Origin of the sequence: Cupriavidus sp. 2SB, assembly GCF_005503625.1 — a bacterium.
In the GTDB taxonomy this organism is placed as follows: domain Bacteria; phylum Pseudomonadota; class Gammaproteobacteria; order Burkholderiales; family Burkholderiaceae; genus Cupriavidus.
In genome coordinates this window covers 51,462-65,437 of record NZ_SCMX01000010.1, presented here as the reverse complement: position 1 = coordinate 65,437, position 13,976 = coordinate 51,462, and the positions used below count along the sequence as shown (strand labels likewise).

At 61.2% G+C, this 13,976-nt stretch carries 14 protein-coding genes and 2 tRNA genes; 9 read left to right on the top strand and 7 right to left on the bottom strand.

Annotated elements, in window-relative coordinates; genetic code table 11:
• Positions 1 to 9 precede the first annotated feature (9 nt).
• From phoU to phoR, 3 genes are all read left to right on the top strand, one after another.
• On the top strand, positions 10 to 714 hold the full coding sequence (gene phoU / locus FFS21_RS07090; RefSeq protein WP_137924202.1) for a phosphate signaling complex protein PhoU: 705 nt from the start codon (positions 10 to 12) through the stop codon (positions 712 to 714).
• A gap of 36 nt (positions 715 to 750) precedes the next feature.
• A complete protein-coding gene (gene phoB, locus FFS21_RS07085) occupies positions 751 to 1,458 on the top strand; it encodes a phosphate regulon transcriptional regulator PhoB (protein WP_137924201.1) in 708 nt (235 codons plus the stop codon).
• A 140-nt stretch (positions 1,459 to 1,598) separates the two neighbouring features.
• Positions 1,599 to 2,921: a phosphate regulon sensor histidine kinase PhoR gene (gene phoR / locus FFS21_RS07080; RefSeq protein ID WP_137924200.1), complete on the top strand. Its 1,323-nt coding sequence runs from the start codon at positions 1,599 to 1,601 to the stop codon at positions 2,919 to 2,921.
• A 73-nt stretch (positions 2,922 to 2,994) separates the two neighbouring features.
• On the opposite strand, the gene ppk1 is transcribed toward phoR, so the two are convergent.
• On the bottom strand, positions 2,995 to 5,115 hold the full coding sequence (gene ppk1 / locus FFS21_RS07075; protein WP_137924199.1) for a polyphosphate kinase 1: 2,121 nt from the start codon (positions 5,113 to 5,115) through the stop codon (positions 2,995 to 2,997).
• A gap of 120 nt (positions 5,116 to 5,235) precedes the next feature.
• Here ppk1 and ppx point away from each other — a divergent pair, with 120 nt between their 5' ends.
• Complete coding sequence (ppx, locus tag FFS21_RS07070; protein WP_137924198.1) at positions 5,236 to 6,768, top strand: exopolyphosphatase; 1,533 nt, start codon at positions 5,236 to 5,238, stop codon at positions 6,766 to 6,768.
• Positions 6,769 to 6,846: 78 nt separating this feature from the next.
• On the opposite strand, the gene FFS21_RS07065 is transcribed toward ppx, so the two are convergent.
• From FFS21_RS07065 to infA, 3 genes are all read right to left on the bottom strand, one after another.
• Entirely contained in the window at positions 6,847 to 7,692 is an 846-nt protein-coding gene (locus FFS21_RS07065; protein ID WP_137924197.1) for a GNAT family N-acetyltransferase, read from the bottom strand.
• 233 nt (positions 7,693 to 7,925) lie between these two features.
• Complete coding sequence (locus FFS21_RS07060; protein WP_137924196.1) at positions 7,926 to 8,402, bottom strand: SixA phosphatase family protein; 477 nt, start codon at positions 8,400 to 8,402, stop codon at positions 7,926 to 7,928.
• A gap of 194 nt (positions 8,403 to 8,596) precedes the next feature.
• Positions 8,597 to 8,818 carry a translation initiation factor IF-1 gene (gene infA / locus FFS21_RS07055; protein ID WP_008641674.1) on the bottom strand — a complete coding sequence of 74 codons (222 nt, stop codon included), beginning with the start codon at positions 8,816 to 8,818 and terminating at the stop codon, positions 8,597 to 8,599.
• A 571-nt stretch (positions 8,819 to 9,389) separates the two neighbouring features.
• Between infA and FFS21_RS07050 the strand changes: the two genes are divergently transcribed.
• The gene (locus tag FFS21_RS07050; protein WP_137924195.1) at positions 9,390 to 9,599 is read left to right on the top strand and encodes a hypothetical protein; all 210 of its coding nucleotides are present in this window, start codon (positions 9,390 to 9,392) and stop codon (positions 9,597 to 9,599) included.
• A gap of 120 nt (positions 9,600 to 9,719) precedes the next feature.
• Here FFS21_RS07050 and FFS21_RS07045 read toward each other — a convergent pair.
• A tRNA-Pro gene (locus FFS21_RS07045) sits at positions 9,720 to 9,796 on the bottom strand.
• Positions 9,797 to 10,227: 431 nt separating this feature from the next.
• Here FFS21_RS07045 and FFS21_RS07040 point away from each other — a divergent pair.
• Positions 10,228 to 11,499 carry a sensor domain-containing diguanylate cyclase gene (locus tag FFS21_RS07040; protein WP_137924256.1) on the top strand — a complete coding sequence of 424 codons (1,272 nt, stop codon included), beginning with the start codon at positions 10,228 to 10,230 and terminating at the stop codon, positions 11,497 to 11,499.
• A 73-nt stretch (positions 11,500 to 11,572) separates the two neighbouring features.
• A tRNA-Arg gene (locus FFS21_RS07035) sits at positions 11,573 to 11,649 on the top strand.
• Positions 11,650 to 11,855: 206 nt separating this feature from the next.
• On the opposite strand, the gene FFS21_RS07030 is transcribed toward FFS21_RS07035, so the two are convergent.
• Complete coding sequence (locus FFS21_RS07030) at positions 11,856 to 12,119, bottom strand: helix-turn-helix domain-containing protein (protein ID WP_137924194.1); 264 nt, start codon at positions 12,117 to 12,119, stop codon at positions 11,856 to 11,858.
• 146 nt (positions 12,120 to 12,265) lie between these two features.
• On the opposite strand from FFS21_RS07030, the gene FFS21_RS32845 reads away from it, so the two are divergent.
• A complete protein-coding gene (locus FFS21_RS32845; protein WP_137924193.1) occupies positions 12,266 to 12,568 on the top strand; it encodes a helix-turn-helix domain-containing protein in 303 nt (100 codons plus the stop codon).
• Between the two features lie 142 nt (positions 12,569 to 12,710).
• Here the strand turns inward: FFS21_RS32845 and FFS21_RS07020 are convergent, their stop codons facing one another.
• Positions 12,711 to 12,941: a hypothetical protein gene (locus tag FFS21_RS07020; protein WP_137924192.1), complete on the bottom strand. Its 231-nt coding sequence runs from the start codon at positions 12,939 to 12,941 to the stop codon at positions 12,711 to 12,713.
• A 187-nt stretch (positions 12,942 to 13,128) separates the two neighbouring features.
• Here FFS21_RS07020 and FFS21_RS07015 point away from each other — a divergent pair, with 187 nt between their 5' ends.
• Positions 13,129 to 13,830 (top strand): 3'-5' exoribonuclease, encoded by a 702-nt coding sequence (locus FFS21_RS07015; protein WP_137924191.1) that lies wholly within the window; start codon positions 13,129 to 13,131, stop codon positions 13,828 to 13,830.
• The last annotated feature ends 146 nt before the right edge of the window (positions 13,831 to 13,976 follow it).

The following is a 13,976-nucleotide window of genomic DNA, read 5'->3' as shown; positions in this document are numbered from 1 at the left end:
GAGAAGACCATGACTGACAAGCACCTTTCGACCCAGTTCGACGCAGACCTCAACGCCATCAATACCAAGCTGCTGCAAATGGGTGGCCTGGTGGAAGCGCAGATCGAACTGGCCATGCGCGCGCTGGCCGATTTCGACGCCGATCTGGCCGATCAGGTCATCGCCCGCGAACACCAGCTCAACGCGCTGGAAGTGGAGATCGACGCGGATTGCGGCAACATCATCGCCCGCCGCCAGCCCACCGCGCGCGACCTGCGCCTGGTGATGGCCATCTCGAAGACGATCACGAACCTTGAGCGTGCGGGCGACGAGGCCGAGAAGGTGGCCAAGCGGACCAAGCACATCATGGAAGATGCCGCCGCGCACAACATCAACTACGCGGAAGTGAAGCTGTCCGGCGAAATGGCGATCACGCTGCTGCGCCAGGCGCTGGACGCGTTCGCACGGCTCGACACCGTGGCGGCTGCGCGCATCGTCAAGGACGACAAGGCGATCGACGAGGAATTCCGCGCGTTCGTGCGCAAGCTGATCACGTACATGATGGAAGACCCGCGCACGATCTCGGTGGCGCTGGATTTCCTGTTCATCGCCAAGGCCATCGAACGCATCGGTGACCACGCCAAGAATATTGCAGAATTCATCATCTACATCGTGAAGGGGACGGACGTTCGCCACACTTCACGGGAAGACATGGAGCGCGAAGCCCTGAGCTGATAACGCGCCAGCATCGATAAGCGGAGAAAAAACTACATGCCAAGCAGTATTCTCGTTGTTGAAGACGAACCGGCAATCGCCGAGCTGATTGCCGTCAATCTCCAGCACGCGGGGCACTATCCGATCCGCGCGTACAACGCCGAGCAGGCGTTGTCACTGATGAGCGATGTCCTGCCCGACCTCGTTCTGCTGGACTGGATGCTCCCGGGCAAGTCGGGCGCCACCTTTGCCAAGGAACTGCGCACCAACGACCGTACCAAGCAGATCCCGATCATCATGCTCACCGCGCGCAGCGAGGAGCAGGACAAGGTCATGGGTCTGGAAGCCGGTGCGGACGATTACGTCACCAAGCCTTTCTCGCCCAAGGAACTGCTGGCACGTATCAAGGCGGTTCTGCGCCGCCGTGCGCCCCAACTGACCGACGACGTGGTGGCGATCAACGGCTTGCGTCTGGACCCCGCAACGCATCGCGTCACGGGGCAGGACGAGACCGGTCCGATCAAGCTGGACCTGGGTCCTACGGAGTTCCGCCTGCTGCACTTCCTGATGACGCATCCGGAACGGGTGCACAGCCGGTCGCAACTGCTGGATCAAGTCTGGGGCGATCACGTTTTCGTTGAGGAGCGCACGGTCGACGTCCACATCAAGCGCCTGCGTGCGGCACTGACGCCGGGCGGCTACAGCAACATGATCGAAACGGTACGCGGCAGCGGCTACCGGCTGGCGCGTTCGCCGAGCCACTGATCTTCGTTGTCCTGGTCGGGGGCGGTGCAGCGAGGGCCGCCCAGACCGATGTCGGATAATCCAGGCGTCATGCCACCTGCATACGCTTTCGTGGCACACTTTGTCGCAATGCGACTGCCGACCGAACCTTTTTCCCTCGCATGAATGTCATCTGGGCCCGTTCCGTGGCCATCCTCGTCAGCCTGATAGCCATTGCCGCAGGCCTGTACGCCGCGGCGGGCGCTATCACCGGCCTGCTGTTCCTTTCCGTTTCCCTGCTCCTGCTGCTGAGCTATTACCTGTTCCAGATCAATCGGCTGTGGCGTGTGCTGGATGCTCCAGCCTATGGGGAAATTCCTAGCGCGTTGGGTCTGTGGGGCGAGGTCTACTACCGCCTGCACCGGCTGGTCAAACGGTGGCGCACGCAGGTGTTGTCGGTGGAACAGCAACACACGCGATTTATCCAGGCCATCCAGGCATCGCCATATGGTGTGCTGATGCTCGATGACGCCGATCAGATCGAGTGGTGCAATGATGTGGCCGAGCAGCATTTCGGCCTGAACGCCAAGCGCGACGTGCGCCAGCGCATCACCCACTTGATACGCCGTCCGGAATTCGTTCACTATCTGACGCGCGAGCGTTACGACGAGCCGCTGGTGATGCGCGATATGGGCGAGCACAAGCGCAACATCACTTCGGTGCAGATCCTGCCCTACGGCGAGAATCGCAAGCTGGTGCTCACCCAGGACATCACCAAGGTGGAGAACACCGAGGCGATGCGCCGCGACTTCGTGGCCAATGTCTCGCACGAACTGAAGACGCCGCTCACAGTGCTGACTGGTTTCCTGGAAACCGTGCGCGACTTGCCAGTGTCGGAGGAAGACCGCAATCGCTATATCGAACTGATGCTTGTGCAGTCGATGCGGATGCAGCATATCGTCGAAGACCTGCTGGCGCTGGCCAAGCTGGAGTCGGATGCCCAGCCGCCATGCCATGAGCGCGTCAATGTGGGGGCGCTGATGGCCCATCTGGTACACGACGCGGAAGCGCTTTCGCAGGATCGCCACGAGATCCGCAGCGAGATCGACCCGGGCGTGACGGTACGCGGTGCCGAGGGCGAACTGCTGTCGGCGCTCGGGAATCTGGTGTCGAACGCGGTGCGCTACACGCCAGAGGGCGGCCGCATCGCGATCCGCATGACATACACCGACGGACATGCCGTGTTCTCGGTCAGCGATACGGGGCTGGGGATCGCCCCGGAACATATCCCGCGTCTCACCGAACGTTTTTATCGCGTGGACCGCAGCCGTTCGCGCGACACCGGTGGCACGGGCCTGGGGCTGGCCATCGTCAAGCACGTGCTGTCGCGCCACCATGCGGACCTGCGCGTGACCAGCGAAGTGGGCCGTGGCAGCACATTCCGCATCGTGTTTCCGGTGGACCGCAGCGGGTATGAAGCGGATACGTCGCGGCACGCGGCGTAAAGTCTTTTTCTTTTCCCTTGTTTTCTCCCCTCTCCCACTGTGTGGGAGAGGGGAGAAAACATAATCCCTTCCGTTAGTTCCCAAACGTCGCCAGCAACTCGATCTGGCTTACCCGCTGCGCCTTGGCACGCGATGGCTTGCGTACATATTCGCCGTCGGGCTGCATGATCCAGGCGGACGCGTTGTCGCGCAGATGCACCTGCAGCCCTTCCTTGATGACCCGCGCCTTTAGCGTGCGGTCCAGTACCGGGAAGGCAACTTCCACGCGGCGGAACAGGTTGCGGTCCATCCAGTCGGCGCTCGACAGATAGAGCACGTCGTCGCCACCCGCATGGAAATAGTAGACGCGGTGGTGTTCCAGGAATCGACCGACAATCGATCGCACCGTGATGTTTTCCGATAGTCCTGGCACCCCTGGGCGCAGCGCGCAGACCCCGCGCACGATCAGGTCGATCTTCACGCCTGCGCGCGACGCCTTGTAGAGCTCGTCGATGATCGTCGGCTCCAGCAGGGCGTTCATCTTGGCGATGATGCGCGCGCGCTTGCCGGCTCGCGCATGGCGGGCCTCGGCGCGGATATGGTCGATCAGGTTGCTGTGCATCGTGAACGGCGACTGCCACAGGTGGTTCAGCCGGATCGTGCCGGCCGTGCCCGTGAGCAACTGGAACACATGATGCACATCTTCGCAGACCTCTTCATTCGACGTCAGCAACCCGAAGTCGGTGTAGAGGCGTGCGGTGCGCGGATGATAGTTGCCGGTGCCAAGGTGGGCATAGCGGCGCAGCACCACCTGCTTGGCCTTGGGCCCGGCGGGTTCGCGTCTCACTACCAGCAACAGCTTCGCATGGCATTTGTGGCCGACCACGCCGTAGACCACATGGGCGCCAGCGGATTCGAGCCGTTCTGCCCAGTTGATGTTGGTTTCTTCATCGAAACGCGCGAGCAACTCCACCACGACCGTGACTTCCTTGCCGTTGCGGGCGGCGGTCATCAACGCTTCCATGACGGCCGATTCATTGCCGGTGCGGTACACGGTCTGCTTGATCGCCACTACGTTCGGATCGTTGGCGGCAGCCTGCAACAGGTCCAGCACCGACGAGAAACTCTCGTACGGATGATGCAGCAGCACGTCGCGCTGCCGGATCACGTCGAACATATTGGCGCCTGGCGGGAACGCTTTCACAGGCGCCGGCACGTGCGGCGGGTATTTCAGGGCAGGGCGATCCACGAGGTCGGGAATCTGCATCAACCGCACCAGATTCACCGGACCACTGACGCGATACAAGTCCTGCTCGGTCAGCCCGGATTCCAGCAGCAGGCGACGCGACAGCGCGGGCGGCGTGTCCGACGAGACTTCCAGCCGCACCATGTCGCCGAAATGGCGCGTGGGCAGTTCGCCCTGCAGGGCTTCGCGCAGGTCGGTAATGTCGTCCTCGGACACGAAGAGGTCCGAGTTGCGCGTCACGCGGAACTGATAGCAGCCCTGCACGTCGATGGCGGGAAACAGTTCGTGGACAAACGCCTGCATGAATGACGACAGCATCACGAAGCCGTATGCGTATCCGGACAGCTTTTCGGGCATGCGGACCACGCGGGGCAGGGCGCGCGGTGCCTGTACGATGGCCAGGTCAGCATTGCGGCCAAAGGCATCCTTGCCTGAGAGCTCGACGATGAAGTTCAGGCTCTTGTTGAGTACGCGCGGAAAGGGATGGGCGGGGTCCAGTGCGATCGGCGTCAGCACCGGTCCCAGTTCGCGCACGAAGAAATCATGAGCCCATGCACGCTGTGCATCGGTCCAGGTGTTCATCAGGTGAAAAAACACCCCCTCTTTCTCCAGCGCGGGGAAAATCACGTTCTGCAGCATGTCATACTGCGAGGCCACCAGCCGCTGGGTGCGCTCCGTGACAAGCTGGTAGGCCTGCTGGACCGAGAGGCCGTCGGGCGTGAGGCCCGACGCGTTATCCCGCAACTGTTCCTTCAGCCCGGCCATGCGGATCTCGAAGAACTCGTCCAGATTGCTGGACACGATGCAGATGAACTTCAGCCTTTCCAGCAACGGAACATTGGGGTCGGCGGCTTGCGCAAGAACGCGCGAATTGAATTCCAGAATGCCCAGCTCGCGGTTCAACAGCGTGCCGGGCGGTGTCGTCGACATGTCAATGACCTTATTTTGGCGATATGGCGACTTTTTCATAGAATCGTGTCAAATTGATGACACTTTGATTTTGTCATGATGTGGACATGACAGAGACATAATCTTTCAGGTTTTGGCCCCTGGGTTCCGATGGGGCTCATCCTGTGCAATACGTACGCAATGACACAAACTCCTCGCTTGCTGGCCGCCGTCGATATGGGCTCCAACAGCTTCCGCCTGATGATCGGGCGGGTGGATGAGACCCCGACCGCGTCCGGCCCGGCCAGTCAGATCTTTCAGGTCGATGCCCTGCGCGAGCCGGTGCGCCTGGCTGCTGGCCTGACGCCGGACAAATACCTCGACCAGCCCGCGCGCCGACGCGGCATCGACGCGCTGCGCCGCTTTGGCGACCGCCTGCGCGACTTCGCACCCGAGCAGGTGCGGGCCGTGGCCACCAACACGCTGCGTGTGGCCAAGAACGCCTCGGATTTCCTGATCGAAGCCGAACATGCGCTGGGTTTCCCCATCGAAGTGATCGCCGGACGGGAAGAAGCCCGGCTGATCTATCTGGGTGCCTCGCATGATGCGCCGGCTTGCCAGGGTAACCGACTCGTGGTCGATATCGGCGGTGGCTCCACCGAGTTCATCATTGGCAGCGGCTATCAATCCAAGCTGATGGAAAGCCTGTATATCGGATGCGTCTCGCATAGCCGCCAGTTCTTTCCGAGCGGCAATGTCGACGAGTATGCGATGAAGCAGGCCGAACTTGCCGCGCGTCGCGAGATTCAGGTGCTGGTGCGCCAGTACAAGTCGGCGGGCTGGCAACAAGCGGTGGGGTCCTCGGGTACGGCGCGTGCGCTGGCCGAGTTGATCGAACTCAACGGGATGAATGAGAGTCCGTCCGAGCACGGCATCACGCGGGAAGGGCTGGAGCGCTTGAAGCGCGCGCTGATCAAGGCCGAGAATACCAATCGCGTGAAGCTGACCGGCCTGAAGGCCGACCGCATTCCGGTACTGCCGGGCGGGCTGTCGATCATGCTCGGCGTGTTTGCCGAACTCGATATCGACCGCATGGACGTGACCGACGGCGCGCTGCGCCTTGGTGTGCTTTATGACTTGCTCGGACGCAGCCACCACGAAGACATGCGCACCGTGACGGTGGACCAGTTCATGCGCCGCTACGCCACGGACCGCGCGCAGGCGACGCGAGTGGGACACGCTGCGCGCGAACTCCTTGCGCAGTTTCCGGAGCCGCGCCACGAGCGCCGCGAAGACAATCTCGCCCTGCTGGGATGGGCGGCGAGCCTTCACGAGATCGGCATGTCGATCTCGCATAGCGGATATCACAAGCACTCGGCCTATATCGCCACGCACGCGGACATGCCGGGTTTCTCCAAGACCGATCAGGCGCGCCTTGCCACCCTGTTGCTGGGCCATGCGGGCAAGCTTGGCAAGCTGTCGGGCAGCGGCAGGTTCGTGGACTGGCGCATGCTGTTCAGCCTGCGTCTGGCGTTTGTTCTGTGCCGCCGGCGTGGCGACATGAAGCTGCCGGACATCCAGGTGAAGCAGCGTTCCGATGAACTCGACGAGGGCTTCGAGGTGCGATTGCCGAAGGCTTGGATCGAGTCCAATCCGCTCGTCGAGTACAGCCTCGCGCAGGAAGCCGACGAGTGGGAGCGGGTTGGCAAGCGGTACAAGGTCGTGTACGTCTGACCTCGGCCATATCGGGAAGGGAAATGAAAAACGGCGACCGAATGGTCGCCGTTGCCGTTTCTTCGATGCCAGTGCGGCTTACTTCAAGCCCAGGAAGTGCCGTGCATAGCGCGGGTTCATATCACGTACCCGGAGCAGCGTCAGGAAGTCTGCGACGTTGAAGTCGGGATCCCATGCGGGCAGACCGCAGATCTTCGCGCCAAGGCGCAGATAACCCTTGATCAGCGCCGGCGGTTCCACGTCGAGCGTCTGGTTCAGGTCGTCCACCGGCAGGGGCAGGCGCGGGAAAGCGTGGTATTCGATCGGCGCCAGCGACTTCTCGGCGAACTGGCGATAGAGGCTGGCTGCATAGTGGCCGCCATCGCTCATCGGCACGCTGGCGCAACCCAGCATCGATTCGAGGTTGTAGCGCTGGAGATATTCGCCCAGTCCACCCCACAGCGCCATGATCACGCTGCCCGAACGATAGTCGCGATGCACGCAGGAGCGTCCCAGTTCGAGCATCTTCGGCCGCAGATGCGCCAGGCGGACGAGATCGAATTCGGATTCGGCGTAGAGGCAGCCAATGCGCTTGGCCTGGTGCGGCGGCAGTACGCGGTACGTGCCTACTACCTTGAGCGTTTCCTGATCGCGGACGATCAGGTGGTCGCAGTAGGCATCGAACATGTCGACGTCTGTTTCTGCAGACGACGAATTCAGCCGAGCACCCATTTCCTCGGCAAAGACCTTGTAGCGCAGGCGCTGGGCCTCCGTTACTTCGTCCTGGTGACGTGCCCACGCCACGCTGAAAGCAGGCGCCGAAGCTTGAATCTGGGTTTGGTGTTGTGCTGGCTGACGAGGAAGACGCCTCCGCGCCGACTGGCCGGAAAGGCCAGTGGGCAAGGAGTCGAAAAGCGGCTGGGTAGGCGTCGGAAGGTCTCGCATCAGTATGTCCTTTTGGTGACGAAACGGCTTCGAAACAATGTAGAGAGGCCGGGTGACAGCGCCGTGAACCGATGATGACCATTCCGTGACCGTCAAATCGGCAAGGGGCGCGTGTGTGTTCACCTTAGGCCACACCTGCGTTGCAGGCTATGGCCGAAATCCGAAAGTGACGATCTTGTGGCGACACGATGACGAGCCTTCCGATGAGGCTTCGTCTCGGAAGGGGAGGACGTTCAGAGGAAATCGGGCTGGATCACTGCGCGCATCACCACCTGCGCCTCGCTCTCGCGCGTACGTCCGGCCAGCCACCAGATGCCGCTTTTCTTCACGCTCCAGTTCATTTCCTGGCCCGCCAGAAGGAGGCTGCATAGCTGGCCAATCCATGGCTGATGACCCACGATCACCGTGTGCTCGTGCCCCTGTGGCCAGTCGATGGCAGCCAGCACTGCACCCACATCGGCGCCAGGTGCAAGGGCGTCGATGATTTCCACTTTGCCCGACAGCGCGGCCGCCGTCTCGCGTGTGCGCAATGCCGGACTGCAAACCACGCGGAAGTCGGCGGGCAGGTGGGCGCGTAGCCATGCTGCCGAGGTCTCGGCTTGCTTGCGCCCGCGGCGCGTGAGAGGGCGTTGCAAATCGGCGCTGCGCGAGATGCTCAGGGCATCCGGCAAGTCTTCTGCTTCGGCATGTCGCCACAGAATCAGATTCATAAGGGAGGGAATTCCTCGGGCTTCCTTGGGTGTTTCGAGTATGGTGAGGCGTCCCGGCGGCCGCAAGATACGGCGACAAAAAACAAAACGGGCTACCCAGGGCGCATGACCCACGGGTAGCCCGTCAGTGTCGGCAGTGGCGATGTCACCCGCGTGTCAGCGGGGCATCGTCCATCAGAACCGAGCCGGCGAACTCAGGACTTGTGGCGGAAATTGATACGGCCCTTGGTCAGGTCGTACGGCGACATTTCCAGGGTGACGCGGTCACCGGCCAGGATGCGGATGCGGTGCTTCTGCATCTTGCCCGAGGCGTACGCCCAGATTTCCACACCGTTTTCCAGCGTGACGCGATAACGGTTATCGGGCAGGGCTTCCGAAACCACGCCACCAAATTCAATGAGTTCTTCCTTAGCCAATCTGTTTTCCTTTCTGGCAGCCAGCCGTGGCTGCATGAAGTTAGTGAGTATCCTGTAGGCGCCAGGGCTTGCCGTGCGGCACAGGCATCGCCGCATCGGGCGGCAGCCGCGCACAACCAAACGAAGGCAAGTCGACGGGTCAGGCTGGAGGCTAAACGCACTTCAACCGGACGGGTCAGGTAAATCGTGACGGGGCGCGGATTTCCCAGACGATTGCCTTGCCGCAAGCAGCCGCGCAAGCAAACGGCGCGGACGTGACATCACGGGGACAGCGGGCAAGGTGTTTCCGGGAAATTTCAAGCATGCCAGGCGGCGTGCTCCCGGTTACAGGGCATGCTCAGATACCCCGAACTGACGCGCGATTGTAGCACGTCGATCCCAGTTTTCGCAGGCCCGACAACGGCAGGCAGGCCATCCATCGTCATGGTTGGAAGCGGACAACTCGCCGCAATCCACCGTCTGGACGAGAAACCCGTGGTGGTTTCCGTAATGCCATTGGGGCAGAATCGCGGCGCCCGGGGGTTCCCGCGAGCATTGATATTAAAACGATACGGAATACGGGGAAAACACAATGAGCGCGATTTTCGCGTTGCTGGCCTGCATCTTTCTGGGCGCGCCGATCGAATGGTATGGCGTCGGCGCCATTTGCGCGGTCTGGGACTTGTTCAGGGCTGCCGATTTGCGCAAACAGATGCGACTGCTGGAGGCGCATATCGAGGAGCTGGAGGCGCCGGTGGTGGTGAGGAAGAGCGAGGATTTTGCGCCGCGCCTGGTGTCCTAGTAGGCCTCGCCAGGCAAAGTTCCGAGCAGTTGCGGATTGAAGCGAGAGGGGAAAAAGAAAAAAGGGCTCACGCTGAAAGGCGTGAGCCCTTTTTCAACTGCCTTTTACCACTGCAAATACTGGTCGGAGCGATAGGATTCGAACCTACGACCCTCTGATCCCAAATCAGATGCGCTACCAGGCTGCGCTACGCTCCGAAGCCGGCGATTCTATCGCGATTGTTCCTCGCAGGTCAATTGCCATTCGAAGAGATCGGATGTGGTGGTGTTGTGACGGCTGGGGCGCATGGGCGCACCCTGCTTCAGCCGGGGCTGTTTTGGCTTGACTTGGTGCGGCGCGCTGACATAATCCGCACACCGTATCGGTCCGACCCGGCGCTTCGCGCCTGGCATAGCAGTGCCCACCCGGACCTGGTCCCGATCAACAGAACAATGGCATGCCAGCAGCGCTCGCGAAGCGTTGACTGCGCCGTGCCTGAGCATTGCCCCGCCCGATGCGTGCGCATCGACGGCATTCGGGGCAACCGGACCTGCGGAAACAACACAGAACGGCCGTTCGCAGGCCGCGAAACAGAAGGCTGGCGGGTGCGTGCGGAGCGCCGGCGATGCCTTTGTGAACGGGAATGAAGATGTTTCAGTCGCAGGTGGTAGTGCTGATCGCAGGCTTGTTTGCGCTGCAGATGGCGATCGTCTGTGCCGTGTTGCGGCGCTCGGCAGGGATGGCGCGCAGCGGGCTCACGTCGTGGGCCGTCGGCGACCTGATCGTGACGCTGGCAGTGATCCTGCTGGCGGTTCATGCCTACCGGCCTGAATGGCCGGTGACGGCGTTGCCCGAGTTGGCGCTGACTGCCGGGCTTTCGATGATGGTCTATGGGACACGGCATTTCGTTGGCAAGCCAGGGCGGGGTCTGATGCTTGCCGTCCTGAACCTGCCCGGCCTTGCCGCGCTGGCGCTGCATGGGAGCCAGGGTATTGCACAGTTCGTATCGACCCGCTCATCGGCAAACGCCGGACTCTCCGCGCCGTCTGCGGTGGCTGGGTTGACGCTGGTCGCGTCGGTGGTTCAGGTGTTGCTGTTGCTCGAATTGCTGCGCGTCACAGTGCCAAGGTTGCCTGCCAAGCATGGCACCGGCCGCCTTGCGCTGCTGTCGCTGGTGCTGGTGGCGCTGACATGCGCGGTGTTGGCAGGTGCACAGGCATGGCCGGCACTTTCGACGCTGGTGGACGGGCATCCGCTACCGTTGGTCGAGCAGCGCGATGGTGTCACGGTCTGGTTCGTGTTCGGGGTGGTGGGATTGTCGGTGAGTTTCGCGCTGATGGCCCATGACCGGTTGCGCCGGATCATCGAGCGCCGGGCGCGCCACGATGACCTGACCGATGTGCTGTCGCGCGGCGCTTTCTGGGAAGAACTCGAAGTCACGTGCAAGCAGGCGGAACGTCAACGCGCCCCCTGTACCGTGGCGTTTATCGATCTCGACCACTTCAAGGCGATCAACGATCTCTACGGACACCTGGCCGGGGACAGCGTGCTGCGCCACTTTGCCGGCATGCTGCGCAAGGCCGCGCCGGAGCATGCCATTCTGGGTCGCCTGGGTGGCGAGGAATTTGCGATCGTGATGCCCGACACGACGCTGGAGACTGGCCGGGCCATCAGTGTCCGCCTGAGTGCGCTGGTGCGTGGCACGCCATGTCCGTCCGATCCCGATCCTATTACCTACACAGTCAGTATCGGCATGGCGGAACGGCAGGCTGGTGAAAATGCCGATGCGGTGATGCGCCGCGCCGACCGCGCGCTCTACGATGCCAAGCAGATGGGCCGCAATTGCGTCTCGTCGCATGATACGGCCGAATCCGTCGGCATGCCGCGTCGCCCCCGCGTGCGGGAGCGCGAGTCGATCTGATCAGATTTCGGACGCGCCGACAGTGGGGTAGAATGCACGCCTTGCCGCCACGGCATGCCAATAAACGGCCAATCCGCCCTTAGCTCAGTTGGATAGAGCACTCGCCTTCTAAGCGAGCGGTCAGAGGTTCGAATCCTCTAGGGCGGGCCAGCGTTTGCGCGGGTTTGCGGGTTGCCGCTCCTAATCGGTCGTCCGCGCAGGCCACCGCGTGGACAACACGAGGACAACAGCCCCGTGCCGATCGGTGCGAGACAAAAGAGGGTCCCGGGAGTGGTGCCGAGTATCAACGCGCCACGCTCAGTATCGGAGCCAGGACCAAGTGATATGTCCGGATTTGATCGGGTCGGACTGGCCAACTATTTTTCTACAGGTCGCAGCTTCGGATTTTTCATGGCGCGCTGCTGGTGCCGTTCGGCCTCCTGCAGCAGCACTGACGCTGTCGTGTCAAGTGCCGCAGCGATGCGTTCCACCATCTCCAGCCTGGGCGATACCACGCCGCGCTCCAGTCGGCTGATTGCAGAACTTTGCATATGCAACTTCGTAGCAAAGGCCTCCTGCGTGAGCTCTAGATCCTGCCGTCGGTCAGATACGGCCCGCCCGAAGGCTCTTCCAAGATTCATATTCGGCACACGGCGCTGAAAGCTCTATTTTTTTTGCCAGCGCAGGTGCAGTCCAGACTGTTTTGAGCTCAAAAAAGAACATATATGTTCTAAAATGGTTTGCGTGGTCGGAATGATGCGATAGCCGCCGGAGGAGGTCGGTTGATATGGCGGAGTTGGAGCGATTGCTGGGGCGTCGTGTGAAGCAATGGCGGCTTCTGTCCAATGTTTCCCAAGCTCGTCTCGCAGCGCAGGCGGGTGTCAGCTTGCGGGCGCTGCGGCGTCTCGAAACAGGCGCTGGGTCTACAGTCGCCACGCTGTTGCAAGTGATTCAGGCACTGGGGCAAGAGAAATACCTCTTGCCGGCACCGACTGGTGACGGGCTGCCCAGCGTCGCTGCGTACTGTAGTTTCTTGGTTCGGCAACGCGCCAGCATTGCTTCGACACCCAAGCCAAATATTGATGAGTAGGTTTGATCTCGACATGTATTCCTCTAACTACAGCGCACGTTTAGTGCGTACCCGTCGGCAGCCATCCGACCTTTGGAAGGATCTTCGCGACCAGGTTCTTGAAAGCACGGAATGGCTCACGGCTGAGGCCGTGGTAAGTCGCTCAATGTCCGCCGTGGGATCGCTCTCGCTTACGCAGTGGCGTACGTTCGGATTTGTTTTCGCTCTGGAACTTGAAGACGGTACGGAAATTTTTCCAGCATACGCTTTTAATCCCGATGATGGATATCGCCCCTATCCGGTCATCCAGCCGGTCCATGCCCGTCTCTTCATGCGTCAGAAGAGTCTCGGACTCGCGGCTTGGTTCGCCAGTCGCAATGTTGAACTTGACCATCAGCGCCCGCTGGATCTCGTGGCGAGTGCGCCGGATCGAGTCTTGACGGCTGCCCGCAACGTCTACGGAAATGCGGAGAATGATAGACCCTCTATGGGAGAGCGGGCCATTTACCTCGCCGCAGGCAGGGATGTGCAGTCCGGAAGGTCACGCAGGGGAGGCGAATCTAGCCATCGATAGGGCCCGGATGCAGCAGGTGTCGGCGGAGGAACAGTGGTATCGAACCGGTGCAGAAGATGCGGCTTCGAATTCCATGTGCGAGGCTGGCGTATTTGGATGGAAGAGTGGAACTCATCGGGCATTACCCGCATGTCTTGGGACACCTTACGTTTTGGATGGAATCAGAAAACAGATGGAGGATGCAGGGATGGGGCTTGGCGAACCTACAGGCGGCGCGGGTAATGGCGGACCACTATCTGGAATCCCGCGCAGTCGATGGAAGACGCGCTACTTTATCGATACCGAGTTCACTGATTTCGTGGACAGCCAACTTATAAGTGTGGCGATCGTGGGCGAGGATGGGTGCGAATTTTACGGCGAACGCTCAGACTTCGACCGGGGCCGCTGCAGTCCGTTTGTGCGTGAGATCGTGCTGCCCCAACTCGGTCAGTTTCCTGGTCGCTCAATGCCATGCGAAGCACTGCGCGCTGCGCTAGCGCTTTGGTTGTCGGAAATCCCGCTCAGGCCCAAGCCCGTTCTGTGCTACGACGCAGATTGTGATTATGAGCTGGTCACTGAATTGCTTGGCGGGCCGTTGCCACGCGGGTGGAGACATGAAAACGTGTTCTTGAAGCTTGATCCAGTTCGCTTGGCGCAATATTTGGCGAAACACGGCGGTGAGCATCACGCTCTACACGACGCGCGTGGCAACGCCTATGCGTTTAGATGAGGCGCACTATCGACCATGACGCGCCCGCTGATGTATTCAAGCTCACGCGGTCGCAGTCAAGTACTTCTTTGCCTTGCTCGATGTGTCAGGGGAAGCAAGCGATGCCCTGATACGCGCGATGGTGCTTCCGAAGAAGAAAAAGTGAA

Coding starts and splice junctions, on each gene's coding strand:
- FFS21_RS07060 (WP_137924196.1), bottom strand. CDS start 8,402: ATGAATCTGATTCTGTGGCGACATGCCGAAGCAGAAGACTTGCCGGAT.
- ppx (WP_137924198.1), top strand. CDS start 5,236: ATGACACAAACTCCTCGCTTGCTGGCCGCCGTCGATATGGGCTCCAAC.
- FFS21_RS07040 (WP_137924256.1), top strand. CDS start 10,228: ATGTTTCAGTCGCAGGTGGTAGTGCTGATCGCAGGCTTGTTTGCGCTG.
- FFS21_RS07020 (WP_137924192.1), bottom strand. CDS start 12,941: ATGGTCAAGTTCAACATTGCGACTGGCGAACCAAGCCGCGAGTCCGAG.
- FFS21_RS07030 (WP_137924194.1), bottom strand. CDS start 12,119: ATGAATCTTGGAAGAGCCTTCGGGCGGGCCGTATCTGACCGACGGCAG.
- phoU (WP_137924202.1), top strand. CDS start 10: ATGACTGACAAGCACCTTTCGACCCAGTTCGACGCAGACCTCAACGCC.
- phoB (WP_137924201.1), top strand. CDS start 751: ATGCCAAGCAGTATTCTCGTTGTTGAAGACGAACCGGCAATCGCCGAG.
- FFS21_RS07050 (WP_137924195.1), top strand. CDS start 9,390: ATGAGCGCGATTTTCGCGTTGCTGGCCTGCATCTTTCTGGGCGCGCCG.
- ppk1 (WP_137924199.1), bottom strand. CDS start 5,115: ATGAAAAAGTCGCCATATCGCCAAAATAAGGTCATTGACATGTCGACG.
- FFS21_RS07065 (WP_137924197.1), bottom strand. CDS start 7,692: ATGCGAGACCTTCCGACGCCTACCCAGCCGCTTTTCGACTCCTTGCCC.
- FFS21_RS07015 (WP_137924191.1), top strand. CDS start 13,129: ATGCAGCAGGTGTCGGCGGAGGAACAGTGGTATCGAACCGGTGCAGAA.
- phoR (WP_137924200.1), top strand. CDS start 1,599: ATGAATGTCATCTGGGCCCGTTCCGTGGCCATCCTCGTCAGCCTGATA.
- FFS21_RS32845 (WP_137924193.1), top strand. CDS start 12,266: ATGGCGGAGTTGGAGCGATTGCTGGGGCGTCGTGTGAAGCAATGGCGG.